Origin of the sequence: Pantoea sp. JGM49 (genome assembly GCF_018257655.1) — a bacterium.
Taxonomy (GTDB): Bacteria; Pseudomonadota; Gammaproteobacteria; order Enterobacterales; family Enterobacteriaceae; genus Pantoea; species Pantoea communis.
This window is the reverse complement of the sequence record NZ_JAERJM010000008.1, coordinates 168,803-193,528: the sequence shown is the minus strand read 5'-3', so window position 1 is coordinate 193,528 and position 24,726 is coordinate 168,803. Positions and strand designations below refer to the sequence as shown.

Here is a 24,726-nt window from a genome sequence, read left to right as displayed (position 1 = left end):
ATGCTATATAAATGATAACGATTATGATCAATTGCTTTATGCTGAGGTCAGGATGCAACCAACAGAACTCACCGCCGACTGTTGTATTGTCGGCGGCGGACCAGCAGGATTAATGCTGGGTTATTTACTGGCGAGATCAGGATTAAGCGTCGTGGTGATTGAAAAACATCCCGACTTCCTGCGCGATTTTCGTGGCGATACCATCCATCCCTCGACGCTGGAGATCATGCGCCATCTCGGGCTGCTGGATGAGCTACTGACCTTACCGCATCAGAGAGCCGAAAAATTACAGGCAGAAGTGGCTGGTCAGGAGATCACGATGGCTGATTTCTCGCGCTTGCCGGTGCAGTGCCGCTTTATTGCCTTTATGCCGCAATGGGATTTCCTCAATTTTCTCGCGAGCAAAGCGGCCGCTTTTCCCGGCTTCACGCTCTTACAATCCACCGCTTTTGATGATTTTATCTATGCAGAGGGTATGGTATCGGGTGTTAAAACGTTACAGGGTAACGCTACGCGCCTCATTCATACCTCGTTGGTGATAGGCGCGGATGGGCGTAACTCGGAGGTACGTGCCAAAGCCGGATTGCAGAGTAAAAGCTTTGGCTCATCCCGTGATGTGCTGTGGTTCCGGTTGGGCAAACAGGGAAGCGATCCCGAATGGGGTATGGGCCACAAAGGGCCAAAGCAGAATTTCATTGTGATTGATCGCGGTGACTACTGGCAATGCGGCTACACCATCCAAAAAGGAGAGTTTGACGCCTTAAAGCTTGCCGGTCTGGAGAAGCTAAAGCAGGCTATGGCTGAAGTGGCGCCCTTCAGCGCTGAGCGCATGGCGGATCTCGACGGTTGGGACAAATTGAAGCTGTTGTCGATTCGCATTGACCGGCTGGATCAGTGGATGAAGCCCGGCGTGCTGTGCATTGGTGATGCAGCACATGCGATGTCGCCGATTGGTGGCGTTGGCGTCAATCTGGCGATTCAGGATGCGGTGGCAGCGGCCAATTGCCTGACTCTTCCACTGAAAAAAGGTCATGTCACACTACGTGACCTGCAGAAAGTGCAACAGCGCCGACAGTTTCCCACCGTTGCCACGCAATTCCTGCAAATTAAAATGAGCAGTAATAAACGTAAGCGCACTACGCCGAGTAAGGTGCCGCAGATGATCAGCCGTTTCCCGTTCTTGCGCCATCTGTTCGGTCGTTTAATTGGTTTAGGCTTTCGAACTGAAAAACCAGAACATCTCAATGAGTAAGTTTGGCTTTCCAATCCTGAAACCTGCTTCCATTTATCCCGATGCCTCCAGCGGCAACAATAGATTCACAGAGCAGACAACAGTGGGTTGTCTGCTAACCCTCATCAAATTGCAGGTGGGTATAAGCGATCTGCTTGTCATTTGTAACATTTCATTAACTTTATGATGGGCTTTTGATAATTTTCTCTAATGGTTTTTTGGCTGAGTTAACCTCTTTGTGCCTTTTATTCATTTGGATGCGCGCCAGAACCTCAATGTTTAATCAACAATTTGTTTATTTTAACCTGTTGATGAGATTAGTTTCTGTCCTCGATTAAATCCTTGATTTGAAATGACTCGCACGCTGTTACATCGCAATACCACAGTTTCACTATGGTTAATGAGCTCTTTTAAGACCATAAGAAACTGAGGAAACAGCAGGTATGAAATTAGAAAACTTATCTCGTCGAACCTTCATGGCATTTGCAGCGGGTGGCACCGTGGCGCTGGCAGCGGGTAAAGTTCATGCCCACGAGGAAACAGTGGCCACTTACCCAGCAAACGATCTCCGCCATCCCCGCGACCCCGGTCCACACGATCCTATCCGTGAGGGGCTCAATCCCGATATTGTCGATCCACCCGCAACAGACAGCGGTACATTACCGAATCTGCGCTTCTCTTTTAGCGATGCGCATGTACGCAAAGGCAGCGGAGGTTGGACGCGGCAGGTGACACAACGCGAATTAGGGATTTCCACTACCATCGCTGGTGTAGATATGCGGCTTGATAATGGCGGCATTCGTGAACTGCACTGGCATAAAGAGGGCGAGTGGGCGTACATGCTCTATGGCAATGCACGTATCACTGCACTGGACACCCAAGGTGGATGGTTTGTGGATGATGTTGGCGTCGGTGACTTGTGGTATTTCCCGCCCGGTGTGCCGCACTCTATCCAGGGGCTCGGTCCCGACGGCTGCGAGTTTTTACTGGCCTTTGATAACGGTAACTTTGATGAGGACAGCACTTTCCTGCTTAGCGACTGGTTTAAACACATTCCGCCTGAAGTGCTCGCCAAAAATTTTGGCGTATCAGCGGACGTTTTCAACACGCTGCCATCACCGGCCGACGAGTATATTTTTGCCGGGAAAGCGCCGGAGGGCGGGGATTCTGCAGCTGTGAAAGGTGGCGTGAAATCTGTGCTGAATTTCTCGCATAAAATGCTGGCGCAAAAACCGATTACCCTGCCGGGTGGCACTGTACGCATTACCGACACCAGTAATTTCCCCATATCAAAAACCGTCGCCGCTGCATTGGTGGAACTTGAGCCCGGCGCTATGCGGGAATTGCATTGGCATCCAAACAACGATGAGTGGCAATACTATCTGGAAGGTGAAGGGCGCATGGGCGTGTTTGCCTCATCGGGGCAGGCTCGGACCTTCGATTTCCGCGCGGGTGATGTTGGCTATGTTCCTTTCGCCATGGGGCATTACATTGAAAATATCGGTGATAAGCCGCTGCGGTTTTTAGAATTATTTAAAAGCGATTACTACGCGGATATTTCATTGAACCAATGGTTAGCCAGTACGCCAGCAGATTTGGTGCGGCAGCATCTGCATCTGGATGATAAATTTATGCAGGCGCTGCAGTTTGCTAAGCATCCGGTGGTGAAATAGCATGGAAAGCGCGTCGCGGGAGCGGCGCGCAATAAGGGTTTAATGCCTTAAACGATAGATATCAGCAAAGTACAGATAGCCTTTTCTGGCGCGCATCTCGTTTAGCCGTGTTTTTTCACTCTCGGTCAGAATGGCGCTGCCCAGCAGTTCATCGACAAAAGCTTCCCGGACATGGACTTCCATATACCAGTCACCGGTGTAGCAATTCTTCCAGGCACCTTTATCGATATCCTTCGCTTTGTACGACGGATTGACATGGAAGAAGAAGAAGAAATTACACACCGCAAAAATCAGAATGCAAACCACATATTCGATGGTGCCGAAAGAGTCGGAGTACAACAGCAGCGCCATGGTAAGAACAAACAGTATCCACATCAGGCTGAATAAACCGGGATAATTTTTGATAAAGGAGATATCAAAGTAGGGGCGGTCATTACGCTGCTCTTCTACGTTGATTCTATCCAGCTCGGTTTGTAGTCGCTCATCCAGTTGATTAATCATGCATTCACCTCAGTGGTTTCCTTATCCATACTGCGCCCGCGCGAGTCTAACAGATAACCACCACGATTTTAGCCTAACCTTGATGGTGATTAGGGGAATTATCTGTGGGGAAGAGAATGGAGTATGAAACCGTATTGGCATTCTGGTTTAACGCGCACCATGAAAGCTATTGGTTCAAACAGAATGACGGGTTTGATGAAGCGATACGAGATGGTTTTTATGATAACTGGGAAGCGGCTCGTCGCGGTGAGCTATCGGCCTGGCGGAAAGACATTCGGGGACGATTGGCAGAAATCATCGTGCTGGATCAATTCTCCCGCAATCTTCACCGGGACAGTGCTCTCGCCTGGCAGCAGGATGGCATGGCGCTATTGCTCGCGCAGGAAGCGGTGAAAACTCCGGGCTATGCGTCACTGAACCTGGATGAAAAAGGCTTTCTCTTGATGCCCTGGATGCATGCCGAGTCTCGTGTTATCCATCAACAAGCCGAAGTGTTGTTCGATGCGCTGAAAGGATCGTCTTACTATCAGAGTGAGTTAGAGCATCGGCAGATTATTGAAGTGTTTGGTCGCTATCCACATCGTAATCAGCGCCTAAATCGCCCATCAACGCCGGCAGAGCAAGCGTTTCTTAATGAGAGGAAACGCTCATTTTATTGACTCAACATCTGCCTCTGCTATTGGGATGGGGCATACATGGACAAAAAAAGCCCGCTAAGCGGGCGGGGTTATTAAACCAAGGAAAAATTCTCGTAGGCAACGCATTGCTGTGTGTTGCGTCACTATATTAGCAACGATAAGTGACCAGTACATAAAATGATCGATGATTAAATTTTGCTGATTTGATAAAGGTTATATTTGTGACGAACGTGTTATTTTGATGTTTACAACTGCACGCAAAATAGGCGTTGAAGCGCCTTTTTCCCGGCTGGTGTGACATTTATCTCTCGATAGCCTGCCGTGCGGCTTAGCCACTGTTTATCAATTAGCAGACTAAGAAGCGCGGCTCCCGCTGCGCCACCGAGATGCATGCGGCGTTCACTCCAGTCGAGGCAGGCACAACAAGGTTTACGTTTACTACGAAGATTTCGCTGCATGCCGATGTTCTCTAACTGCTGCCGGCCTAAGGGGGTAAGTGCACTACCGTCGGCAACAACCCACTCGTTTTCTTGCATAAAACTGTATATCTCAACCGCCAGTTCACCTGCCAAATGATCATAACAGGTGCGGGCATGGCGCAGATGGAGGGGTGTAGCGGAAACCAGTGCTCGCTGTGGCTGCATCGATACCCCCATAAGGGTTTCAAGCAGGTGCGCAATATCGCTGCCCGCCAAACGGAAATAGCGATGGCGGCCCTGAGATAAACACGTGACAAGGCGGGCATCCAGTAGTTTGCCCAGATGTCCGCTGGTGGTGGAAGCGGCGATATCGGCGACGCCGCTTAATTCTGTGGCTGTCCAGGCACGGCCATCCATCAGCGCGCACAAAATGCTGACACGCGAAGGGTCGGCCAGAGCGGCAGCCACAGCAGACATCGCCTGCTGCAAGCCTTGTTCCGCCGTCTCATTGGTGATTATGGGGCTGCTACGGCTTGCCATGCGGCGGTTACCTCTGCTGCACGTTCAGGATTATCGGTAATCAGGATCAACTGGTTGTTGTGGTCACTGTATTGAAGCTGAATGTTAACGCCATTGCGTGCTAGCACGTCAGCAATTTCGCCAAGCTGTCCTGGTCGATCCTGTTTCAGCTTGCGGATCAGCGGCTGTTGTACTGAAACCACCTGAAAACCGGCCGCCATTAGCACTTGTCTGGCTTGCTCCCCTTGCACAACTAAAAAATGCGCGTGACTTTGTTCACCCACCGTGAACACGCCGCCTCCTTCAAGTCCTACACCATGCTTGCCAAGGGTCAAACCTAATGCGGCTAACTCGCCTGGGACATTATTGAGCATCACGTGAATATCAAACATGTTGGCTTGCCTCGTGCGCGTATTCCCGCAGTACAGCGGCGATACGGATGTGGTAGAAAGAAAACAAGCTGTTTCGACCTTCCTGTTGAGCCTTTTGGTGCGAGATATTTCTCTTCCATGCCAGCACGGCCTCTTCGTTTTCCCAGTAGGAGAGGGACAGGATCTTTCCAGGATCGTTGAGGCTTGAAAATCGCTCTACTGAAATAAACCCAGGCAAACGGGTAAGTTGAGATTTCAGTTGTGCGGCGAGTTCAAGATAGCGGGCTTGGTGCTCAGGTTGGGTGCGTGCTTCAAACAGGACAGCAATCATGGTTCAGCTCCATCAGTCAGTGATGGCAGCAGTGTAGCGAGTGGAGATGAAGATGCTTCGGCGAACAACGAAGTATGGCGCAGCGCGAGTTCGCTGCGCCAGCCCACTCATCCCACCCAGCGAGACTGACGGATGACGCGACAAAAATTCATTGGTGAAAAACCAGGCTGCTTATCGGCAATGACATCTGCTTTAATATTGCCGAAGGTGGTATCAGGCTTGTTTTTAATCCCATCGTAGAAAGCCTGAATAATCTCCTCCTTAAATTGGGCTGGGCGTGGATGCTGTTCTACCACGGCTTCACGCTCCGCATCGCTGAAGTGATCATAGTTGATGCCCAATACATCCATTTCCACGCCAGCGGTGACTAACGCAATTTCCGGGGCCATAAATTGCGGAATGCCCGGGGTGGTATGCAGCGCAATCGCGGTCCAGACTTTATCGATATCGGCCTGCTCTACACCATACTGTTGCAAGAAATCGCGCGCCGCATTGGCGCCATCCACCTCAAAGCGTTTGTCGCAGCTGCAGTGTTCGTGCGTCAGGCCAACATCATGGAACATACAGCCGACATAAAGCAGCTCAGCATCCACCTTAAGATCTAAGCGGCGTCCTGCGAGTGCGCCCCAGTAATAGACGCGGCTGGAGTGGTGAAACAGCAAATCGGATTCGGTATCACGGACGAACGTCGTCGCGTCACGGGTCATTGCAGTATCGGGAATAGTGATGCCGTTAATGGAAAATTTCATGGGAGGTTCTCCGCTCGGTTAAGTTGCAACCAGCTTAATGCCGAGGCAGAATGTCTTAAATAAGCTTTTTGCGACCTTTTAAGACATTAAGACTTTTACAGACGGGAATAGCGCATGAATCACCATCTTGCGATTTTAGCGGTGCCGGGGGCGCAATTGCTCGATGTCTCTGGACCGTTGGATGTGTTTGCCGAAGCTAACCGACTGCTCAATCGTGCCGTTTACCAGCTGCAAGTCATGTCACTGGAAGGGGAACATATTCGTTGTTCCTCGGGCGTGCGCCTGATGGCGGATATCACACTGCACGATATCCAGCAAACTGACACGTTTCTGATCGCGGGGGCACCTGAGGCGCGGGATATGCAGCTAACTGCGCAGCAAGCCGCTCGTCTGATTGAGCTATGCCATCACAGCCAGCGCTTTGGCTCGATTTGTACCGGTGCGCTGCTGCTGGCACAAACCGGGTTGCTGAGTGGTAAAAAAGTGACGACCCATTGGGCCTGCGCTGACGCACTGATGGAACAGGTACCGGATGCGCAGGTAGAGGCCGATGCGCTTTATATCGCAGATGGACGATTGCGTACCGCCGCTGGCGTCACGTCGGGGCTCGATCTTGCCCTGAGGTTGGTGGAAGAAGATTTGGGGCGCGAATTGGCCCAGGATATCGCTGCCAATTTGGTGATGTTCTTTCAACGGCCAGTGAATCAAGGGCATTTTGTTCGCAAACAACCACTTTCGCTGGGTGGGCGCAGTGCGTTTCAGGAGATGCAGAGATGGGCTTTGGCCAATCTGGCACAGGTGAGTTCACTCGATGATCTTGCCGCACATATGCAAATTAGCACACGGCATTTAGCGAGGCTTTTCCGTCAGCATATGGATGTACAGGCGGGCAATTGGCTGGAGAATGCGCGAATTGATCAAGCGCGTAAGTTGCTGGAAGCAGGATCAATGCCGCTGAAAGCCATTCCGGCCGCCTGTGGTTACCGCAGTAACGATGTTCTACGACGGGCTTTTGTTAAGGTGACGGGCATGACGCCATCGATGTATCGCAAGATGTTTATGCGCTAGCGGCGCGGCTCTTAGCGCATGCATGAGACGTCAATACTGGCAATATATTGCGTCGCTACGTTTCATGAGTAGAAGAGGCGTTGAGCACCGTAGCGGCGTGATTTATCACGCGTATTCAAAGCCAGGGTGGCACTGGAAGATGCGCAATAAATGTGGCCGCTACGGTTGGTGTGTATTATTTATTCCGGCCAGTTATCCAGAATGCGCTGACGTACTTCTTCCGGATAGCCTTGCGCGAACGAAGCATGCAAATGGCGCTTAGTCTGTAAGGTGTCAAACACGACTTTGGCGCCTTTCCCGGCAACGTATTCTGCCTCGTCGTAGCATTGTGGCAGGCGAATGACACGTTGATTCTCAAACACCGCACGACGGCCTACCGGGTGCACGCGCGTTGACAATGCCCAAACCACTTCACGCAGGTTGGTGGGATCAAAGTCATCATCCACGACATAGACTTTCGGGATAAATACCATCGCATCGGTTTTGAACAGCACTTCACCAATGCGTTGGGCCAACTCTTCACTGCTGACACCCGGCAGTAGTACGCGCCAGTTTTCTGGCATCACCACCAGCAACCAGTGCACGGTGGAATCTTCCGGAATCCAGGTGGTTTTGATCGGCAATTCCGCTTCACGCAGATAAGTCAGTGCATCCGCCGCTAAGCCCATTGCCCACAAGGTGTGCGATTCATCGGTGGGGCGACCGGTGATCGACATCGGCCAGATCGGATCGTCGCGATGGGTAATGGTTTCCACGTGGAAAGTGGGCTGAGCCGAAGAGCCTTCGCCCAGATAGCCGCCGTACTCGCCGTAGGGACCTTCCTGACAATCGCGCTCAATCGAGACATGGCCTTCAATCACAATTTCAGCCGTTGCGGGCACATCAAGATCGAGACTAATGGCTTTCACTACCGGCACTGGCTCTCCCGCCAAAGTGCCGATGTAATCGGCTTCATCCGCGTGGGCTGGGATCGGAATCCCTGACACACATGAGATCGCCGGCGCAGGACCTTGCACGAGTGCATAAGGCATCGGCTCACCGCGTGCTACCCACTGCGTCCAGATCTGACCAATATGCTGACTTGGTACAATCAGACCAACCATGCGCTTGCCATCCACTTTCATCACGCGGGCAATAGACCAGTTGACCCATTTTCCATCCGGGGTTTTCACAATCAGCGTGCCCCAGGTGTTGGCGTAACGACCACCGTCTTTGTCATGAGCGAACGGGATAGGGAAGCGGTCAAGATTTGCCGCATCGCCACGTAAAATATTCTGCTGGCATTCTGCCTGAGCAGACTCAACGCGGACAGGCGGAATACCGGGTTTAAAGCGGGCAGCGGACAGAGCTTCGATAATCTCCGGGCCGCTGGACTCAGGGGCTAAGCCCAGTGACATCGCGACGCGTGCGTAGGGCATATCGCTGCGCGACGATAATGCCGCAGGCGCACCAAACAGACGAAAGCCCGGTGCGACACCGGCAACCTTGTGAAACAGCGGCGCAGGTGACTGGATTTCATAGCTGCGGCGCGTGATGGCGCTGGGTTCGAAATCACCATCCACTTCACGCTGCACGTGCATGATGTCGCCCATTTCATCGAGGGCAGTGATAAAGCGGCGTAAATCGCCGTAATTTTTCATCAGGCTCTCCTTAAGCCAGGGTAGAACGTGGACCCGCCCAGCGATGGGTAATGTCGTTATCAAGGCCGAACTGATCAAGAATGCGAGAAACAGTGTGGTTAATGATGTCGTCAACGGACTGCGGGTTGTTGTAGAAAGCAGGCATTGGCGGGAGCATCAACGCGCCCGCGCGGGTGAGCGCCAGCATGTTTTCCAGGTGAATGGCGTTGAGCGGCGCTTCGCGAGGCACCAGCACCAGCTTGCGTTGCTCCTTGAGCGTCACGTCAGCAGCGCGCGTAATGAGTCCATCGCCATAACCGCTGCGGATACCCGCCAGGGTTTTCATGCTGCACGGCACCACGATCATGCCATCCACGCGAAATGATGCGCTGGAGATGGCCGCAGCCTGATCGTGTTCGCTGTAAGTCCTGGTCGCTAGGGCAGCGACCTCCTGTACACTGTAAGGTGTTTCCATTTGGATGGTGGCGCGCGCCCATTTCGAAATGACTAAATGAGTTTCGACGTCAAGTTCGCGTAATGCCGTGAGAACGCGTACGCCGATTGCTGCACCTGTTGCGCCGGTCATACCTACAACAAGCTTCATAAGTGATCCATTTTGCAGTATAGTTTAAGTTCAAACTGTTTGTGTTCGAACTATAAGTTTGACGATTTAAGGAGTCAAGTGCACCGATGTCACAAAATCCTGACTTAATTCTTGCCGCCCCCTTGTGGCCGCACGGCGATTGTTCGTTAATGCACCTTGTACGGCGTGCCGGACAACACTCGACTTTTTGTTGGTCTCAATCTGTGGATACCGGCCTGTCAGCCGTGCAGTACGCGATTCTGGTGGTATTGGCTGAGGAGTCAGCCTGCGATCAGCAAACGCTGGGTCAGCGTGCCGGGTTTGATAAAGCCACCGGCACCTATGTTATTGATCGAATGAATAAAAGCGGTTTGCTGAATGTAGTGACAGATGTGAACAACCGTCGTCGTAAACTGGTGTCGATGACCGCAGAAGGGGAAGTGATGCTGAATCGTATGATTGAGCAGGCAAAAAGCGCGGAGAAGATGATCACCACCGGCCTCGACAGCCAGGATATCGCCGATCTGAAGCGCTTATTAAGCAAACTGGGTGGATTGCAGGAACCTGAATAACATGCCGCAAACAGCTTTCGCCGAGCAACCTGGCGAACCGAAACCGGATCTCACCATCGGCTTTTTGCTGATGAAAAGTTTTACCCTGGCCTCCGTCGCGGGGCTGGTAGAGTCACTGCGTTTTGCGGCAGACGAATCGTTTACCAGTCGCCAGATCTTTTGTCGCTGGGAATGGATGACTTGTGATAACCAGCCAATCACAGCCAGCTGCGGACTACCGGTTTCGCCTACGGCTGACCTCGATTTCAGCAAGAACTGGGATTACTTTGTGGTGGCGGGAGGCTTACTGGAAGAAACACGCCAGTCGCCACCGTGGCTGTTACAGGCACTTCGCGACTTACATGCGCGTAATATTCCCATCATCACGCTGTGTAGCGGCGCCTTTGTCGCTGGCAACGCAGGCCTGCTGGATGGACGGCATTGCGCCATTCATTTCACCACGCGTGATGAATTTCGCCTGCGATTTCCGAAAGCGATCCCGGTCATCGACAAGACCTACATCAAGGATGGTGGCATTATTTCCTGCCCCGGCGGCACGGCGATCGATCTCGCTGCCGATCTGATCCGCCAGCATTGTGGGCTGGTGCGTTCACAGAAGGTCTTAAAGTATTTGCTGGTGGAAGAGCCCGCTGCACCGGTCAAAAAGACACAGCAAAAGAACACGCTTAACGAGCCGGATGTGTATGAAAACGAGCTGGTGAATAAGGTCATCGAATTTATGAAACATCACCTCGATTCGCCGGTTCCGCTGGCCGATGTAGCCGAATTCGCAGGCGTCACTTTCCGCCAGCTCAATTTGATTTTCACCAAATGCACCGGCTACTCGGCGGCTGTCTACTGGCGGCGTATGCGGCTGGAGCTGGCGCGCAAGTTGATGGCGGACTCCAGCAACAGCATCAATGCGATTGCCACTGCGACAGGATTTGCCGATGCTTCACATTTGATTGCCTGGTTCCGTAAGCAGTATGGCGAAACGCCCAGCTCGTTTCGTAAACGGCGGCGTGTGGTGGAGAGATTGGTTAAGGAGTAGGGCCGAAATGGCCCCTTTTTACTTAGTGCGAATGCTTAGAGAGTTTGCCAGAAACGGATGGCGCTGGGCTTTCTCCCTTCAGTGAGGCCGCATCATCCAGATTGCGCGATGCGGTTTCTGGTGCCAGGAACCACGACACGATCAGGCCGATAAACGTAATGCCTGCAGCAATGTACATGGTGGAACCAATGCCGATGGTTTGCAGTGAGATCGGTACCAGATATGTTCCCACCGCCGCGCCAATGCGCGACATTGAGGTGCCAATGCCGACGGCTCCGGCGCGAATTTCAGTCGGGAAGATCTCATTTGGATAGACCAGCTGCAGCACCTGCGCGCCGCCGATAAACAGGGCGTAAGCACCAAACATCAGCAGGATGATCATTGAAGGGCCATCACGCAAGGCACCGAGTAACAGCAGTGCCAGACCTGACCACAAGAAACTGTGCAACAGCAACTTACGGCGTCCCAGTGAGTTCACCAAACGCGTGCCGATCATGCAGCCCACCACGAACAGCAAGGTAATGGCGATGGAACCGTAAGATGCCCAGTCACCACTGAGATGTAGCGCCTGCAAAACTTTGGGTGCAAAGGCGTAAACGGCGAACACCGGAATAACCGAGCAGGTCCAGAAAATGGTCACAAACGCCATGCGTTTGCCATAGCCAGAATGCAGCAAGCTACCGAATGACAGGTGATTGTTTTCAGGTTGTGGGGGCAGGTTCTTTAGACTAAAGCGGTCGCCATAGACGCGGCGGATAACGGCTTCTGCTTCCTGATGTCGTCCTTTGCTAATCAGCCAGCGCGGTGATTCAGGTGTGCCCATTCTTACAATGAAGAGCAGCGCGCCGATGACTGCCGTGCTCGCCAACGTATAACGCCATGCTTCTACACCGCCAAAATTCAGCAAAGCTTCACCCACCAGATACGCTGTGGCCGCCCCGGCAAACCACAGAATGGTGAGCGAGGCTAGGCAGGGGCCGCGCGACTTCTTCGGCATAAACTCAACCAGAAAAGCGGTAGCAACCGGGTATTCAATACCCACTGCGACGCCCGTCATAAAGCGTAAGGCAAAGAGCGTTTCTCCGCTTTGTACCCAGAACTGCGCCAGCGAACAGACAATAAAGAGGGTGGGGCCGACGAAGTAGATCATGCGGCGACCCAGGCGATCGGTCAGAACGCCACCCATGAAGCCACCAAAGAAAATCCCGATCAGGGCAGAAGCCGCAATCAGACCTTCCCATAATGGGCTGAGACCCAAGGCCGGCGACACTTTCGTCATGGCTATACCAATAATACTGAGCACATAGCCATCGACGAAAGAGCCGCCGCCTGAGCGCACCGTTAATAAGCGGTGGAAACGGCTGATAGGAACATCTTCAACAGACATGTTATTTGACATGTTTTACTCCTGTTTCTTTTCGGCGTGAGGGAACTTCACTACGCCAATGCGACTGAATTAAGCACAATCTGCGATGGGTGCTTAACATCATCAGGACGCCAGATAAATATAAACCTGTAGCGGTGATTAAAATGTTATTCAGAACAGAAATTAAAAAAGAAGTGCATCGATAACGCTAGCGGGATTGTTTCATATATCATTTCCTCCGGTGCAGCATAGTCGGATAAATATAACTGAGAGCTTTGTCATTTTGATGTGGCTTTTTTGCGGGAGGCGACAACGCCTCCCGAAGTGTTATTCAGAAATCTTACTGCTGACACTTTTGGTAACCACGGTACGTGTTGACCACCAGCAGACTAACGACCCAAGACTGACCATCGCCGTTCCTTGCCAAAACGACAGGGTAAGGTGCGAGCTGAGAATAAAGGCCGCTAAAATCGACGAAATGATCGGGATAAAGTAAGACGCGGCGGCTAATACCGTTACATTGCCATGCAAAATGCCGACGTTCCACGCCGCGTAACCGAATCCCATCGCCATCGCCGCCAGCGCCAGTGAAATCCACGTATTAAAAGAGGGTGCAAATTCGGGTTGCGGCGAAATGAGGTATTTAACCCATAATGTTAATGCTGTTAAAACAAAGAACAGCGTAATACCGTTATTACCGTTGGCAATTCTTTTGGTAACCACACAATAAATGGCCCAAATGATTGCGCCGGTAAATGCCAGACCATAGCTTAACGGGTTTTCCATTATATTGTTCGTCATTTCACTGAGCGAAAACCCTTGATCGCCACCCAGTACGCGACATATTCCTGCCACGGCTAAAATCACGCCCGGAATAATCAGCGGGCTGACTTTTTGCCGGTTAACAATCACCGCCAGCACAATCGTCATACTTGGCCATAGATAATTCACCATGCCCACTTCAATCGCTTGCCGTCCGCTATGGGTAAATCCGAGTGAGAGCGAAAGGCAAAGTTCGTAGCAGACAAACAGCACGCTGCCGATAATCACATAACGGCGGGAGAATTTTTTCAGGTTGGGAAATCCCACGCTGAACAGCAGCAATATGGCACTACAGCTGTAGATCAACGCCGCCCCAGCGATCGGACCGAAGCCTTCGCTAACACTTTTGATCAATCCAACAATCGCGCTCCATAACAGGATGGCAATCAAACCTATGAGCGTCGCTTTCTTTTGGGGCATCACCCGCTACCTCTTCTACACAATGTTCACCTGAAATGCCGGTGCAAGCTTACCTGTTAAATTCAGGTTAAAACCAGCATAAAACTATGCCGCCTGACGCACAGTGTAAATACGTCAAAGGGGACGATAGTTGTGGAATGTGATCGTTATCTGAATTCATTTAGAAAATTATTACGTCACTAAAAATAATTTAAATTGTTGATTAATAGTGAATATAAGTTAATTCCTGGTAGGAATGTTCCATCTGATAGTATTTCCTTTGTATTTTTCACGTATACAAAAAACTTATCCCAATTGACCTCTCTTCATGCGATATGCAAATTGTTAACAAACGCAACCATACGGCGTTGCATTTGGTCCTGAATTCACCTGGAGATTTCGTGATGACATTTGAAGGTATTTACACCCCGGCAATTACCCCTTACGCAGCAGATGGCAGCATTGATTTCGCGGCGTTCGCCAACGTCCTCGAATCGCTGATCGAAGCGCGCGTGCACGGCATTATCATCGGTGGATCAACCGGTGAGTATTATGCACAAAGCGCAGAAGAGCGTCTGTCTCTGGTTGAACATGCACGTAAAGTGATTGGCAACCGTCTGCCACTGATTGTGGGTACCGGCGCGATTCGCACTGAAGACGCGGTGGCTTTTGCAACCCACGCTCGTGAGCATAAAGCCGATGCCATTCTGGTGACGTCACCGCCGTATGCGCTGCCAACTGAACTGGAAAACGCCCACCATGCGCTGACCGTCGACAAAGCCGCTCAGTTGCCGATCATGCTGTACAACTATCCGGGCCGTATGGGCATCTCCATGGGAGAAACTTACTTCCGCGAAGTGAGCCGTTCGAAAAATGTGGTGGCGATTAAAGAGAGTTCAGGCGACTTCAACAGTCTGCATCTGCTGGCCTGTCAATTCCCGAACATCGCGCTTTCTTGTGGTTGGGATGATCAGGCGCTGGAATTCTTCGCCTGGGGCGCGCGTAGCTGGGTGTGTGCGGGCTCTAACTTCATTCCACGTGAGCACGTCGCGTTGTACAACGCCTGCGTCGTGGAAAAAGATTTCGATAAAGGACGTAAGATCATGGCTGCGATGATGCCACTGATGAACTTCCTTGATGGCGGCAAATTTGTGCAGTCGATTAAATACGGTTCTGAACTGGCAGGCCTGAAAGCAGGTCCGGTGCGCGCACCGCTGCAGGCACTGGAAGAAGAAGAGAAAGCGCAGTTGCAGGCCGTGATCGACGGTGTGAAACGCAATGTGGCAGCCGTTGCAGTGCTTTAAGGAGTGCGCATGAAACAGGTACAAACGCTGAGCGATGTGGTGAACGTGGCGCGAGAACTGCGGTTCCCGGATCAGGCGTTCATTAACGGACGTTTTACTGCGGCGGTCTCCGGCAAAACACTGGAAACCACCAATCCTGCGACGGGTGAGATTCTGACGCACATCGCTGCTTGTGAAAGCGCGGATGTGAACCTGGCGGTACAGGGCGCACGTAGCGCGTTTGAGTCAGGCAGCTGGAGCCAGCTTCATCCCGGCGAGCGCAAAGCCGTATTACTCAAGCTGGCTGACTTGCTGGAAAACGAAGTCACGCAACTGGCGGTAATGGAAAGTCTCGACAGCGGCAAACCGGTTAGCGAATGCCTGGCAGTGGACGTGCCAGAGACGATTCACGTGATTCGCTGGCATGCGGAAGCCATCGACAAGCTGTACGACCAGACCGCGCCAACCGGCAACGGGGCGATGGCGATGATCGTTCGTGAGCCGATTGGTGTGGTGGGCTGCGTGCTGCCATGGAATTTCCCGCTGCTGATGCTGGCGTGGAAAATCGGCCCAGCGCTGGCTGCTGGCTGCTCGGTGATTGTGAAGCCGGCGGAGCAAACTTCGCTAACGGCATTGCGCGTGGCTGAACTGGCGCATGAAGCGGGTATTCCAGCCGGCGTGCTCAACATCGTCACCGGTACCGGGAAAGAGGTGGGGGAACCCATCGGCATGCATCCTGATATTGATATGGTGAGCTTCACCGGTTCAACGGCGACCGGACGCCGTTTCCTGCACTATTCCGCGGAATCGAATCTGAAGAAGATTGTGCTGGAATGCGGCGGGAAAAACCCGGCGCTGGTGTTCGATGATGCCGAAGATCTGGCCAGCGTTGCCGCCAATGTGCTAAACGGCGCATTCTGGAATATGGGTGAAAACTGTTCTGCAACTTCCCGACTGCTGGTGCAGGAAGGTGTGAAGGATAAACTGCTCGCTCAGATCGCGGAGCAGATCGGTGAATGGCGCATGGGCAATCCGCTGGATCCGGAGAATCGTCTGGGCACCATGATCACCACCGATCATTTCTGCAAAGTCAGTGACTATCTGAAAACCGCGCGCAAAGAAGGATTACGCATCATTCAGGGCGGATTCACCGATCGCGGTATTTACGTGCAGCCGGCCATTGTGGATGGCGTGACGCCGAAAAGCGCACTGTTCCGCGAGGAGATCTTCGGGCCGGTGCTGTGTGTCACCACCTTTAAAACGGAAGCCGAAGCCATTGCACTGGCAAATGACACTGATTACGGTCTGGCGGCATCGGTTTACACTGGCAAACTAAGCCGTGCAATTCGCGTATCGCGTGCAGTGCGTGCGGGAACGGTGACGGTCAACTGTTTCGGTGAAGGTGATGCAACCACGCCATTTGGTGGCTATAAACAGTCTGGTTTTGGTGGACGCGATAAATCGGTGTACGCGCTAGATCAGTACACCGAGCTGAAAACCATCTGGATTGATGTGCCTGCTGAGTAAGCTTAATGCCCGCCACGGATGGCGGGTATACCATGGAAATAGGATAATTCTCTGCAGATGACAACTCGTTTTTTTCATCTGTAACTCCTTGTAATATCATCATTCCCTTTTCTGTGATCCACCGCAGAATGCAAAAAATATCCCATAATTATTTTTGCTGTATACACACTTTTTCTGTAGGTTAAGCAGGAATCGCATGCGGAATGTCATCACAGGAGGTCACTTTGAGATCGGGAAAAGCAGCGTTATACGAAGATTTAAAACGCCTAATTTTGACCATGGAACTGGATCCAGACGAGTTGCTGGATGAAGCCAGCCTGACGGGACAATACGGTTTATCTCGCACGCCTGTGCGTGAAGTTTTCCAGCGACTGGCAGGAGAGGGTTACTTAGAAATCGTCGAAAAACGCGGCGTGCGCGTCATCCCGATGAGCCATTCCACACTGCGCAATTTCTTCCTCGTCGCACCGATGATCTACGCCGCTACCGGTCGCCTGGCGGTACAGAATTTTAAACCTTCCCAGCTGAAATCGCTGAAAGAGACGCAAAAGCGCTTCCGTAAAGCGGTGCAGACGCGTGATGCCGAAGCGCTGGCACTGGAGAACAATCGTTTCCATGAGATCATGGGCGAGATGGCAGCCAATCCCTATTTACAGCCCAGCCTGGGCCGTTTACTGATCGACCATTGCCGCATCGGCCACACCTTTTTCCGCCCGCAAAATGAAGACATGGAACGCCGCCTGCAGCTAGCCGCCGAGCATCATGATGCCTTTATCAGCGCGATCGAAGCGCGAGATGAGCAGAAGGTGGTGGATCTGGTGTTCGAACATTGGGAACTGTCACGCGAAAATATGGAGATCTTTATCGCGCCGCAGGGGTTGAAAGCGGACGATCTGGTGCAGTCACCGGAAGGGAATAAGTTGTAGTTTCAGGGTTGTCGATTTTGACATGATAAGGCGGCTGCAAGCCGCCTTCAGACGGGAGGGGTGAAGCTTACTCGTTGCCCCACTCATTCAAAAAGTTAGCAATCTCATCGATTCGCACCGCTTGAATACCCGCTTCACGGGCCATCTCTTGCTGCGACTCTTCGCTAATCTCTTCGTTATTGCTAAGACGAGTCAGTAACAGCTGGAAGTAGTGCGCCAGTGCATCGAGTTCTGCTTCGCTCACATCGTGTTCAGATTCCGACGCGTATTCTTCAGCAATGTCATAATACTTCAGTGGAATATTGTTATTCATTATCAGCTCCCCTTTAAACTTTGAGCATTTTCACTGCGGCATCAATGTCGATCTCATCTTCAGTAAAGATCAGCGTCGTCCCCTGGAAAGTGGTCACCGCCAGTTTTTTTACTGAGCGCATTTCATCAGGCTTAACGTCTGTCTTGGGTTTGATGTTGTTCATCAGAAGGCCCACCGACAGAACGGTGTTTTCTTTATCAATGCGGGTATCAACCGGCTCTTCTTCACTGTAAACCACGAAGGATTTAATCGATGTGAGCTTCAGACGCTCACCGGCGATAAAGATGTATTTGCTGTCCGGTATCACTTTCACCGAAAAGGCCGATAAACCTTTGTTATTGGTGGTCGGTTCGAACGTCACTGCCGCGTCTTTTTTAATCAGATCAGGGTTGGCGACCTTAATCACATGGAAATAACGGTTGTCTCCGTTTTCATCTTTGATAAATCCAAAACCTTTGTCTTCAAACCAGGTTGTGATCGTTCCGTTCATCGCCATTACCGCCTACTTAATCGTTAATCTAATCAGTTTTTTGCAGCGCGCAGTGTAAAGCACATTGCCTGCGCAGACTACGCCTTTGCTGTAAGTCTGGACGATAAATTTCTGCTGTGCGAGCGTGAGCCTGTGAGAAGAGAGCAAAATTCGTCAGCTCGCTGAAAATTGGTTATCATCCGCACCCACTTCCCAGCCTGGCAGTCCGATGTCCACCATTATCGATACTTTTATAGCTCCGCCGTGTTCTGAAGAGATCTCGATTCTCTATCAGGATGAGCATCTGGTATTGATCGATAAACCCACGGGGCTGCTCAGCCTTTCAGGTAAAAATCCGCAAAATCTGGATTCCGTGCATCACCGGTTGGTGAAGTTATTCCCCGGCTGCACCTTAGTGCATCGCCTCGATTTCGGGACATCAGGATTAATGGTGGTGGCGCGCAACAAAGCGATCAACGCCTTGTTGTGCCAGCAGTTTAGCCAGCGCAGCGTGACTAAAATTTACACGGCGCTATTGTGCGGACATCTCAACCATAATGAAGGGTTGATTGACGCCGCGATAGCAAAAGACCCGGCGCTGTTTCCGTTGATGTCGATTTGTGCCGAGACGGGGAAACCTGCGCGTTCGCGCTATCAGGTAATAGAACGCTTAACTCGTGAAGGGGATAATGGCGTGATATTGCCGGTTACGCGGGTGCAGCTATTGCCAGAGACGGGCCGCACCCATCAATTGCGTATCCATTGCCAGCAATTGGGCCATCCGATTCTTGGCTGTGATCTGTATGGAGGATTGCTGCAGCCGGGTACGGAAAAAACACCTCGGCTGATGCTGCACGCCAGTGAATTGCATTTTGTCCATCCCATTAGCGGGGAGAACATCACTGCGCGTCATGCCAGCCCGTTTTGACACGGGCGGCATTCATTACCACATCAAATCATCCGGCACTTTGAAGTCCGCGTACGGATCGTCTTCATCCTGCTCTTCCTGACTCAATGCACTGTTCAATACAATGCTATCTGCATCACGCTGCGCAATTTTATCAGCCACGCTGGCGGGAATAATCGCGTATTTGCTTTCGCCACTGCTATCCGCCGCCAATCGCGCAATTGCCAGACGGCCGTTGATCAACTGTGTTTGCGTGGTTTTATCCACGGCGATTTTTTTGATTAAGTTGTTATCGGTGAAGTTGAAATCAATCGTCCCTTTGGCAACGGTGATCGCGTTCATTTCGATCAGTTGCTTAACCTGCGCTTTGTACTCTTTGGACAAAGTGGCTTGCTTCTGCTGCTCACTTAGCAGCTTATCACGCTCAATTTGCGCTTTTTTATTCTCTTCCACCGCTTCACGCGCTTCACGTGCCTGCACACGAGACTTCTTGGCAGTGCGCTGCACTTTGGCCATTTTCTTGGTGGAAACTAATCCAGCTTTGAGCATCTGCTCTTGTAAGGTGAGTTTTGTCATCTTCGTCTCTAAAATCCGTTAAAACCTGGCCGGATTATACCTGTAATGCGAAGGCTGATCACGGCGAGGTTTGAGATCCCGATGAATCGACCTATCAGAGCAGGAGTACTGCGATCAAGGCAATCAGAGCGGGAAGGGCCTGCACGTAAAGAATTTTCCGGCTGGCGGTCATCGCGCCGAAGATTCCGGCAATCAACACACAGATGAGGAAAAACAGAGTGACAGGCACACCGTTTTCTCCCAGCCATAACCCCCAGAGTAAACCCGCCGCCAGAAAACCGTTATATAGGCCCTGATTGGCCGCCAGCACTCGGGTTTTGCGCGCAAAGTCGACGCTGAGTTTGAAGGCTTTCCGGCCGGTTTTCGTCTCCCACAGAAACATCTCCAGCACCAGAATGTAGATATGAATCACGGCGACGAGAGCAACAAGGACATTGGCTAACACGGAATTCCTTAATTGAGTTTTCTTTAGATGTATAGAAAGTTTAAGCCAGATTAGCGCCGGTTATTTTTTGCGGAAAAAAAGGCTAGTGATGGCGGTTAAAACCCCAATGAACGGCATCGTTATAGCCCCCGCCCGAAAATTGTGCTGGTCTATGCGTTTTTCTTTACGGATGTCATCAAAGCGAGAAAGTGCTGCCTTTTCATCGGCCGCCCTGACTTCTTCAAACTGTTTTTCGAATCCCTGACGGGTTAACAGAGTTGCTCTCACATTGTCTGACTTTTGCAGCGCCACGATCTGGTTTCTTTTTTTATAAAAACAATATTCAGGCATTCGATATTCCTTATCAAAAGAGGTAACGGCAATTTATCAGCAGGAACGAAAAGGTACCAAGGGGTCAGAGGTTTTTTTCATGAATATGTGACTTGCGTTATTAGGCAAGTAATACCATGCGACGAGGAGGTACATTTGTTATTGAATCCGCGAAGTTCAGCGCAGATGTTTTGACGCATTCCCAGACGTGTCAGAGCAGTCGCTGACCATCTAATCGCACTGTTCGAGGTTAATCAGCATTCACTGCAGCAGCCCTGAAACAGCACGGCGAAATCAGCACACGCCTGGCGAAGGTTTTGCGCTATATTGGCAGCACTAACACCCGAATATCTCTGCGAAACAGGTAACATTGGCAATGGCTTTGATCCCGAAAAACTATGCGCGGCTGGAAAGCGGCTACCGTGAGAAAGCATTAAAAATCTATCCGTGGGTTTGTGGACGCTGCTCACGTGAATTTGTTTACTCCAATCTGCGTGAACTCACCGTGCATCATATCGATCACGATCATACTAACAACCCGGAAGATGGCAGTAACTGGGAGTTGTTGTGTCTTTTTTGTCATGACCATGAGCACTCTAAGTACACCGAAGCTGACATGTACGGCACCAGAGTGGTGGCCGGGGAAGATGCGCAGAACGATGTAGAAGCAGCAACCTATAATCCCTTTGCTGATTTAAAATCGATGTTAAATAAGAAGAAATAATCGGCACTGATCATTGATGCTGCCAGCATGCCGAACAGAGGCTGGCAGCCTTTACCGTTTGATTTACTGGCGTAACTTCTCTAAAAGTTGCTCAGCCCCTTTATCAATTCCTGTCTCTGCTGCACTAAGTGAACCAAAAGTCGCACCCACGTTCATCGCATTTGGATATTGTTCCGCTACGTACGCCAGTAAGAGTTCATTCGATCCCGCATCTTTCACCTCCACGGCGAAATTAACGTAGCCACTCATCAAGCCACGTCCTCCACGTACCGACTGAACGATATTGTAAGGGCCGCCGGCTAAATCAAACTTTGTGAATGTACCAATCACTTGCGGCGTGGTATCGGCGCCGGTCAGCGTCAGTTTTAATTTGAGCGCAGGAGCCGCCCCGGCAGGGGGATTGGTGATGAATTTCTCCGCTAGCACGTCTTCAAACTTCTTACGCATATATTCAGCGAGTTCACGACGCTCATCCACAGACAAGTCATTGAATTGCGCATCATTGCCGCTGTAAATGTCGACCGGTTCAATGCTGATACTGCGATATTTGCTCCAGTCTACGGGAGCGGCATAACGAAAGGGAATGCGATCGCTATCGTCAGACGTATTCGGCGACATGCGTGATGCTGACGCGATACCAGCATATTTCACCGGGCTGGTGGAGGAACAACCGACAGCGGTAAAAGCGGCCGCTAATACAAGGCTACGATACGACGGGCTGAACAAACGACTCATCTTGATACTCTCCGATAGAAGACATAAATGAACTGTACGGTTTAGTTAATATCAGTTAGCATAAATCTGTCAAGAAGAGGTTTCAGGGTGTGACATCGTGATGCGGGGGCTGAGAGGTGAGTGCAAGACGTTCGTTAGTGTCGGGTGAAAGGTTTACCGGAGACCTGGTGGAATGATGGCCGGATTTGCGGCAATTGTATTTTTGCTCATCCGCGCCATCCGCAATCTCGTGGAGTTAATTTATCTATGGCAATCAGGCATAAAACAAAGCCGTTTTTATGCGGTCAGGGTTTGGGGGGCGCGCCGCAAACCCTTATTGATGCTGCTGATTATCGACACCATTGTGGTGGTGGCGCTTATTTTCATTCTGTCAGCCAGAATTCAGATGTTGTGACCAGCACCTCTGAGGAACAACGAAACGGCGTTTTGCACCATAGTCCTCACCTCACTTTTGGTATAATTCGGCAACGTTCGCTGAAGGAATAATTCATCGACTTCAGCTTTTACTAACGCTGAAAATTGTTTGGCGCGTAATGCCGGGCTGCCGCCGATCAATTCCCCGCTGGCGATGTGATGCTCCATTACCGCCGTCAGGGCGTTCATACTCTCACGCACCCCGGACTCATGAAAAAGCGCGCCGATATCGGAATGGCCCGCTTCACCGACCACCATTCTGTACAACTGCAGAGCCTTCCAGTCTGATGTCAGCGCGCCCAGCATACCTTCACCAAAACGCTGTAACTTCTCACTTAACAACAGGGATTGAGTCTCCGGGTGGTTAAGTTCATCAGCCGCACGCATCAGAAAATTTGTACTAAAACATCTGACAACGGCTTCAAACAGGCTCTCTTTAGAAGCGAAGTAATTATAGAGTGTCGCCTTCGAGCAACCGGCCTGCTTTGCAACGCTATCCATTGAAGCTCGCTCATATCCTTGTTCCAGGAACACGGCTGAAGCGGCGTTGATAATGTCAGTTCTCTTTTGTTCGGTTAGCGTGCGCATCACTCTCTCCTTTGTCGGCGATAAATATTAACAAAACCGGCTGGTTCATTAAAGGAAAGAGGATAGTGGATTCGTCGTCTGTAAAATGACGAGTGAAACTTTAATTGCCACGAAGGGATGTGCGCTGCACAAGCAACACGCTGATTAAAACGATGACCAGTCCGACAAAAGCCGTACCGCTCATCACCTGAGATAGCATTATCCAACCCAGCAGCACGGCGGTGATCGGGCTGAGTAATCCGAGCGATGCCACCGCAACGCTGGGCAGGCGGCCAATTCCCCTGAACCACAACCCGTATGCCACAAATGCACCGGCCAAGGAGAGATAGGCATAAGCGGCCCACTGCGGCAGCGTCAGTGTGGGCAGTGGGGCGTCAATCAGCCACGCTGCGGGTAGCAACATTATTCCACCCAGTATCAGCTGCCAGCCGGTGAGGGCCATCACCGGCAAATCCATTTTCCAGCGGCGAGTCAGCCATACGCCTGTGGCCATACAGGTCGCGCCCAACAACGCTGCCACAATGCCGACCGGTTCGAACACTGTTTGCGGAGAGAGTAATAGCAAGGCCATCCCGACAACCCCGGCCAGCGCGGCCCATAAAGTGATTCTCGCTGGCGCCCGATGTTCAACTCCCCATGCCAGTAACATCACCAGCAGCGGTTGTATCGCGCCCAATACGGCAGCAAGCCCGCCAGGCAGCCGATAGGCAGCGACAAACAACAGTGCCTGGAAAACACCGATATTCAGCGCACTAAGAATAATGAGCCGTCCAATATCACGGCTGGCGGGCAGGCGACGAGTGAACAGCAACATTAATACCCCTGCCGGAAGTACCCGAATCAGCGCCGCCGTAAAAGGGCGATCGGGTGGCAGAAATTGTGTTGTGACGATGTAGGTTGATCCCCAGATAGCCGGGGCCAGGGCAGTCAATATCACGTCACGCCAGTACGAAAGAGAGAAAGAGGATTGCATCATTTTGCCTTTATCTTCAATTCAAGATAAAATTAGTGTGTCCACCAATTACCTTGAAGTCAAGATAAATGAATGATCAAACTGAAACCCGATCTGATGCCGTCGATCTCATCCTTCAGCAGTGGCAGCGCGAGCGGCCAGATTTAGACTGCAGCCCGATGGGGCCGATTGGACGTCTCAAGCGTTGCACGGCGCTGATTGAACAGCGACTTGAAGAGGCCTTTGCCGAGTTTGAATTGAGCATGTGGGAGTTTGATATGCTGGCAACACTGCGCCGTGCCGGAGCACCTTATAGTTTAAGTCCTACCGAGTTGTTTTCGACGCTAATGGTCACCTCGGGCACCATGACGCATCGCTTAAAACGCCTTGAATCCAGAGGGCTGATTACCCGACAGGTAAATGCAGAGGATGCGCGAAGCATGCTGGTGCAATTAAGTCAGGACGGACTGGCGTTAATAGACCGTGCGGTAGAAAAACACGTGGATAACGAAAGAAATATTCTGTCTGGGCTCTCTCCTGAAGTGCTGATGGCACTGGATAGCCACCTGTCGGGTTTATTGCGATCGCTTGACGGATCCCACCAGCGCTAATTGCCCCATTCTCACGCGTCAGCGTTGTGACGTCGTAATGAGTATTCCCCTATCAG

30 protein-coding genes are annotated in these 24,726 nt (G+C 51.4%); 13 read left to right on the top strand and 17 right to left on the bottom strand.

Annotation, left to right across the window (positions count from 1 at the left end; translation table 11 throughout):
• Positions 1-52: 52 nt before the first annotated feature.
• Positions 53-1,252: an FAD-dependent oxidoreductase gene (locus tag JK231_RS15650; protein ID WP_211729004.1), complete on the top strand. Its 1,200-nt coding sequence runs from the start codon at positions 53-55 to the stop codon at positions 1,250-1,252.
• Positions 1,253-1,707: 455 nt separating this feature from the next.
• The gene (locus tag JK231_RS15645; RefSeq protein ID WP_160834286.1) at positions 1,708-2,904 is read left to right on the top strand and encodes a cupin domain-containing protein; all 1,197 of its coding nucleotides are present in this window, start codon (positions 1,708-1,710) and stop codon (positions 2,902-2,904) included.
• Between the two features lie 39 nt (positions 2,905-2,943).
• On the opposite strand, the gene JK231_RS15640 is transcribed toward JK231_RS15645, so the two are convergent.
• A complete protein-coding gene (locus JK231_RS15640) occupies positions 2,944-3,405 on the bottom strand; it encodes a YlaC family protein (protein WP_211729003.1) in 462 nt (153 codons plus the stop codon).
• Positions 3,406-3,521: 116 nt separating this feature from the next.
• Between JK231_RS15640 and JK231_RS15635 the strand changes: the two genes are divergently transcribed.
• Complete coding sequence (locus tag JK231_RS15635; RefSeq protein WP_097119085.1) at positions 3,522-4,064, top strand: DUF924 family protein; 543 nt, start codon at positions 3,522-3,524, stop codon at positions 4,062-4,064.
• A gap of 224 nt (positions 4,065-4,288) precedes the next feature.
• Here JK231_RS15635 and JK231_RS15630 read toward each other — a convergent pair whose 3' ends face one another.
• From JK231_RS15630 to JK231_RS15615, 4 genes are all read right to left on the bottom strand, one after another.
• On the bottom strand, positions 4,289-5,002 hold the full coding sequence (locus JK231_RS15630) for a winged helix-turn-helix domain-containing protein (RefSeq protein ID WP_249221728.1): 714 nt from the start codon (positions 5,000-5,002) through the stop codon (positions 4,289-4,291).
• On the bottom strand, positions 4,978-5,373 hold the full coding sequence (locus JK231_RS15625) for an amino acid-binding protein (protein WP_160834234.1): 396 nt from the start codon (positions 5,371-5,373) through the stop codon (positions 4,978-4,980). The genes JK231_RS15630 and JK231_RS15625 overlap by 25 nt, the downstream gene beginning before the upstream one ends.
• Positions 5,366-5,683: an antibiotic biosynthesis monooxygenase gene (locus JK231_RS15620; RefSeq protein WP_160834233.1), complete on the bottom strand. Its 318-nt coding sequence runs from the start codon at positions 5,681-5,683 to the stop codon at positions 5,366-5,368. Before JK231_RS15620 ends, JK231_RS15625 begins: the two co-directional genes overlap by 8 nt.
• A gap of 107 nt (positions 5,684-5,790) precedes the next feature.
• A complete protein-coding gene (locus tag JK231_RS15615; protein ID WP_211729002.1) occupies positions 5,791-6,432 on the bottom strand; it encodes an HD domain-containing protein in 642 nt (213 codons plus the stop codon).
• Positions 6,433-6,546: 114 nt separating this feature from the next.
• Here JK231_RS15615 and JK231_RS15610 point away from each other — a divergent pair, with 114 nt between their 5' ends.
• Entirely contained in the window at positions 6,547-7,500 is a 954-nt protein-coding gene (locus tag JK231_RS15610; protein WP_211729001.1) for a DJ-1/PfpI family protein, read from the top strand.
• Positions 7,501-7,679: 179 nt separating this feature from the next.
• Here JK231_RS15610 and JK231_RS15605 read toward each other — a convergent pair whose 3' ends face one another.
• Both JK231_RS15605 and JK231_RS15600 read right to left on the bottom strand, forming a co-directional pair.
• Positions 7,680-9,140 (bottom strand): UbiD family decarboxylase, encoded by a 1,461-nt coding sequence (locus JK231_RS15605; RefSeq protein WP_211729000.1) that lies wholly within the window; start codon positions 9,138-9,140, stop codon positions 7,680-7,682.
• A 10-nt stretch (positions 9,141-9,150) separates the two neighbouring features.
• Positions 9,151-9,723 (bottom strand): UbiX family flavin prenyltransferase, encoded by a 573-nt coding sequence (locus JK231_RS15600; protein WP_211728999.1) that lies wholly within the window; start codon positions 9,721-9,723, stop codon positions 9,151-9,153.
• Between the two features lie 86 nt (positions 9,724-9,809).
• Here JK231_RS15600 and JK231_RS15595 point away from each other — a divergent pair, with 86 nt between their 5' ends.
• Positions 9,810-10,274, top strand: coding sequence for a MarR family winged helix-turn-helix transcriptional regulator (locus JK231_RS15595; RefSeq protein ID WP_097119091.1), 465 nt, complete (start codon positions 9,810-9,812; stop codon positions 10,272-10,274).
• A gap of 1 nt (position 10,275) precedes the next feature.
• On the top strand, positions 10,276-11,304 hold the full coding sequence (locus tag JK231_RS15590) for a helix-turn-helix domain-containing protein (RefSeq protein ID WP_097119092.1): 1,029 nt from the start codon (positions 10,276-10,278) through the stop codon (positions 11,302-11,304).
• 22 nt (positions 11,305-11,326) lie between these two features.
• Here JK231_RS15590 and JK231_RS15585 read toward each other — a convergent pair whose 3' ends face one another.
• Positions 11,327-12,703 (bottom strand): MFS transporter, encoded by a 1,377-nt coding sequence (locus JK231_RS15585; RefSeq protein WP_211728998.1) that lies wholly within the window; start codon positions 12,701-12,703, stop codon positions 11,327-11,329.
• 294 nt (positions 12,704-12,997) lie between these two features.
• A complete protein-coding gene (yddG, locus tag JK231_RS15580) occupies positions 12,998-13,912 on the bottom strand; it encodes an aromatic amino acid DMT transporter YddG (protein WP_211728997.1) in 915 nt (304 codons plus the stop codon).
• A gap of 383 nt (positions 13,913-14,295) precedes the next feature.
• Here yddG and JK231_RS15575 point away from each other — a divergent pair, with 383 nt between their 5' ends.
• The 3 genes from JK231_RS15575 to JK231_RS15565 all read left to right on the top strand — a co-directional run bounded on the left by JK231_RS15575 (position 14,296) and on the right by JK231_RS15565 (position 17,627).
• Positions 14,296-15,195, top strand: coding sequence for a dihydrodipicolinate synthase family protein (locus JK231_RS15575; RefSeq protein ID WP_249221736.1), 900 nt, complete (start codon positions 14,296-14,298; stop codon positions 15,193-15,195).
• A 9-nt stretch (positions 15,196-15,204) separates the two neighbouring features.
• Positions 15,205-16,701: an aldehyde dehydrogenase gene (locus tag JK231_RS15570; protein WP_211728995.1), complete on the top strand. Its 1,497-nt coding sequence runs from the start codon at positions 15,205-15,207 to the stop codon at positions 16,699-16,701.
• Between the two features lie 224 nt (positions 16,702-16,925).
• Positions 16,926-17,627 carry a GntR family transcriptional regulator gene (locus JK231_RS15565; protein ID WP_045815684.1) on the top strand — a complete coding sequence of 234 codons (702 nt, stop codon included), beginning with the start codon at positions 16,926-16,928 and terminating at the stop codon, positions 17,625-17,627.
• Positions 17,628-17,694: 67 nt separating this feature from the next.
• On the opposite strand, the gene JK231_RS15560 is transcribed toward JK231_RS15565, so the two are convergent.
• Complete coding sequence (locus JK231_RS15560; RefSeq protein ID WP_058960931.1) at positions 17,695-17,940, bottom strand: DUF2543 family protein; 246 nt, start codon at positions 17,938-17,940, stop codon at positions 17,695-17,697.
• Between the two features lie 13 nt (positions 17,941-17,953).
• A complete protein-coding gene (locus JK231_RS15555; RefSeq protein WP_064511353.1) occupies positions 17,954-18,436 on the bottom strand; it encodes a cold shock domain-containing protein in 483 nt (160 codons plus the stop codon).
• Between the two features lie 202 nt (positions 18,437-18,638).
• On the opposite strand from JK231_RS15555, the gene JK231_RS15550 reads away from it, so the two are divergent.
• Positions 18,639-19,337 (top strand): RluA family pseudouridine synthase, encoded by a 699-nt coding sequence (locus tag JK231_RS15550; RefSeq protein WP_211728994.1) that lies wholly within the window; start codon positions 18,639-18,641, stop codon positions 19,335-19,337.
• Positions 19,338-19,352: 15 nt separating this feature from the next.
• Here JK231_RS15550 and JK231_RS15545 read toward each other — a convergent pair whose 3' ends face one another.
• The 3 genes from JK231_RS15545 to JK231_RS15535 all read right to left on the bottom strand — a co-directional run bounded on the left by JK231_RS15545 (position 19,353) and on the right by JK231_RS15535 (position 20,667).
• Positions 19,353-19,892 (bottom strand): DUF2058 domain-containing protein, encoded by a 540-nt coding sequence (locus JK231_RS15545; RefSeq protein ID WP_211728993.1) that lies wholly within the window; start codon positions 19,890-19,892, stop codon positions 19,353-19,355.
• 94 nt (positions 19,893-19,986) lie between these two features.
• Positions 19,987-20,337 (bottom strand): DUF1304 domain-containing protein, encoded by a 351-nt coding sequence (locus tag JK231_RS15540; protein WP_211728992.1) that lies wholly within the window; start codon positions 20,335-20,337, stop codon positions 19,987-19,989.
• 60 nt (positions 20,338-20,397) lie between these two features.
• Entirely contained in the window at positions 20,398-20,667 is a 270-nt protein-coding gene (locus tag JK231_RS15535) for a hypothetical protein (protein ID WP_211728991.1), read from the bottom strand.
• 355 nt (positions 20,668-21,022) lie between these two features.
• Between JK231_RS15535 and yajD the strand changes: the two genes are divergently transcribed.
• Entirely contained in the window at positions 21,023-21,370 is a 348-nt protein-coding gene (gene yajD, locus JK231_RS15530) for an HNH nuclease YajD (protein ID WP_034824111.1), read from the top strand.
• Between the two features lie 63 nt (positions 21,371-21,433).
• Here the strand turns inward: yajD and JK231_RS15525 are convergent, their stop codons facing one another.
• The gene (locus JK231_RS15525; protein WP_211728990.1) at positions 21,434-22,105 is read right to left on the bottom strand and encodes a DUF3313 domain-containing protein; all 672 of its coding nucleotides are present in this window, start codon (positions 22,103-22,105) and stop codon (positions 21,434-21,436) included.
• A 172-nt stretch (positions 22,106-22,277) separates the two neighbouring features.
• Between JK231_RS15525 and JK231_RS15520 the strand changes: the two genes are divergently transcribed.
• The gene (locus tag JK231_RS15520; RefSeq protein WP_211728989.1) at positions 22,278-22,499 is read left to right on the top strand and encodes a hypothetical protein; all 222 of its coding nucleotides are present in this window, start codon (positions 22,278-22,280) and stop codon (positions 22,497-22,499) included.
• Here JK231_RS15520 and JK231_RS15515 read toward each other — a convergent pair.
• Together JK231_RS15515 and JK231_RS15510 are read right to left on the bottom strand one after the other, a co-directional pair.
• The gene (locus JK231_RS15515) at positions 22,487-23,107 is read right to left on the bottom strand and encodes a TetR/AcrR family transcriptional regulator (protein ID WP_211728988.1); all 621 of its coding nucleotides are present in this window, start codon (positions 23,105-23,107) and stop codon (positions 22,487-22,489) included. The two genes, JK231_RS15520 and JK231_RS15515, sit on opposite strands and share 13 nt — an antisense overlap.
• Positions 23,108-23,207: 100 nt before the next feature.
• On the bottom strand, positions 23,208-24,080 hold the full coding sequence (locus tag JK231_RS15510) for an EamA family transporter (RefSeq protein WP_211729050.1): 873 nt from the start codon (positions 24,078-24,080) through the stop codon (positions 23,208-23,210).
• A gap of 68 nt (positions 24,081-24,148) precedes the next feature.
• On the opposite strand from JK231_RS15510, the gene JK231_RS15505 reads away from it, so the two are divergent.
• Positions 24,149-24,670, top strand: coding sequence for a MarR family transcriptional regulator (locus JK231_RS15505; protein WP_211728987.1), 522 nt, complete (start codon positions 24,149-24,151; stop codon positions 24,668-24,670).
• The last annotated feature ends 56 nt before the right edge of the window (positions 24,671-24,726 follow it).

Excerpts from the sequence above, each read along its gene's own strand:
- JK231_RS15585 (WP_211728998.1), bottom strand. The coding sequence starts at position 12,703 with ATGTCAAATAACATGTCTGTTGAAGATGTTCCTATCAGCCGTTTCCAC.
- JK231_RS15520 (WP_211728989.1), top strand. The coding sequence starts at position 22,278 with ATGATGGCCGGATTTGCGGCAATTGTATTTTTGCTCATCCGCGCCATC.
- yajD (WP_034824111.1), top strand. The coding sequence starts at position 21,023 with ATGGCTTTGATCCCGAAAAACTATGCGCGGCTGGAAAGCGGCTACCGT.
- JK231_RS15560 (WP_058960931.1), bottom strand. The coding sequence starts at position 17,940 with ATGAATAACAATATTCCACTGAAGTATTATGACATTGCTGAAGAATAC.
- JK231_RS15610 (WP_211729001.1), top strand. The coding sequence starts at position 6,547 with ATGAATCACCATCTTGCGATTTTAGCGGTGCCGGGGGCGCAATTGCTC.
- JK231_RS15640 (WP_211729003.1), bottom strand. The coding sequence starts at position 3,405 with ATGATTAATCAACTGGATGAGCGACTACAAACCGAGCTGGATAGAATC.
- JK231_RS15615 (WP_211729002.1), bottom strand. The coding sequence starts at position 6,432 with ATGAAATTTTCCATTAACGGCATCACTATTCCCGATACTGCAATGACC.
- JK231_RS15545 (WP_211728993.1), bottom strand. The coding sequence starts at position 19,892 with ATGACAAAACTCACCTTACAAGAGCAGATGCTCAAAGCTGGATTAGTT.
- JK231_RS15550 (WP_211728994.1), top strand. The coding sequence starts at position 18,639 with ATGTCCACCATTATCGATACTTTTATAGCTCCGCCGTGTTCTGAAGAG.
- JK231_RS15505 (WP_211728987.1), top strand. The coding sequence starts at position 24,149 with ATGAATGATCAAACTGAAACCCGATCTGATGCCGTCGATCTCATCCTT.
- JK231_RS15515 (WP_211728988.1), bottom strand. The coding sequence starts at position 23,107 with ATGCGCACGCTAACCGAACAAAAGAGAACTGACATTATCAACGCCGCT.
- JK231_RS15595 (WP_097119091.1), top strand. The coding sequence starts at position 9,810 with ATGTCACAAAATCCTGACTTAATTCTTGCCGCCCCCTTGTGGCCGCAC.
- JK231_RS15555 (WP_064511353.1), bottom strand. The coding sequence starts at position 18,436 with ATGGCGATGAACGGAACGATCACAACCTGGTTTGAAGACAAAGGTTTT.
- JK231_RS15645 (WP_160834286.1), top strand. The coding sequence starts at position 1,708 with ATGGCATTTGCAGCGGGTGGCACCGTGGCGCTGGCAGCGGGTAAAGTT.
- JK231_RS15575 (WP_249221736.1), top strand. The coding sequence starts at position 14,296 with ATGACATTTGAAGGTATTTACACCCCGGCAATTACCCCTTACGCAGCA.
- JK231_RS15620 (WP_160834233.1), bottom strand. The coding sequence starts at position 5,683 with ATGATTGCTGTCCTGTTTGAAGCACGCACCCAACCTGAGCACCAAGCC.
- JK231_RS15625 (WP_160834234.1), bottom strand. The coding sequence starts at position 5,373 with ATGTTTGATATTCACGTGATGCTCAATAATGTCCCAGGCGAGTTAGCC.
- JK231_RS15525 (WP_211728990.1), bottom strand. The coding sequence starts at position 22,105 with ATGAGTCGTTTGTTCAGCCCGTCGTATCGTAGCCTTGTATTAGCGGCC.
- JK231_RS15605 (WP_211729000.1), bottom strand. The coding sequence starts at position 9,140 with ATGAAAAATTACGGCGATTTACGCCGCTTTATCACTGCCCTCGATGAA.
- JK231_RS15630 (WP_249221728.1), bottom strand. The coding sequence starts at position 5,002 with ATGGCAAGCCGTAGCAGCCCCATAATCACCAATGAGACGGCGGAACAA.
- JK231_RS15590 (WP_097119092.1), top strand. The coding sequence starts at position 10,276 with ATGCCGCAAACAGCTTTCGCCGAGCAACCTGGCGAACCGAAACCGGAT.
- JK231_RS15600 (WP_211728999.1), bottom strand. The coding sequence starts at position 9,723 with ATGAAGCTTGTTGTAGGTATGACCGGCGCAACAGGTGCAGCAATCGGC.
- JK231_RS15650 (WP_211729004.1), top strand. The coding sequence starts at position 53 with ATGCAACCAACAGAACTCACCGCCGACTGTTGTATTGTCGGCGGCGGA.
- JK231_RS15510 (WP_211729050.1), bottom strand. The coding sequence starts at position 24,080 with ATGCAATCCTCTTTCTCTCTTTCGTACTGGCGTGACGTGATATTGACT.
- JK231_RS15535 (WP_211728991.1), bottom strand. The coding sequence starts at position 20,667 with ATGCCTGAATATTGTTTTTATAAAAAAAGAAACCAGATCGTGGCGCTG.
- JK231_RS15635 (WP_097119085.1), top strand. The coding sequence starts at position 3,522 with ATGGAGTATGAAACCGTATTGGCATTCTGGTTTAACGCGCACCATGAA.
- JK231_RS15570 (WP_211728995.1), top strand. The coding sequence starts at position 15,205 with ATGAAACAGGTACAAACGCTGAGCGATGTGGTGAACGTGGCGCGAGAA.
- yddG (WP_211728997.1), bottom strand. The coding sequence starts at position 13,912 with ATGCCCCAAAAGAAAGCGACGCTCATAGGTTTGATTGCCATCCTGTTA.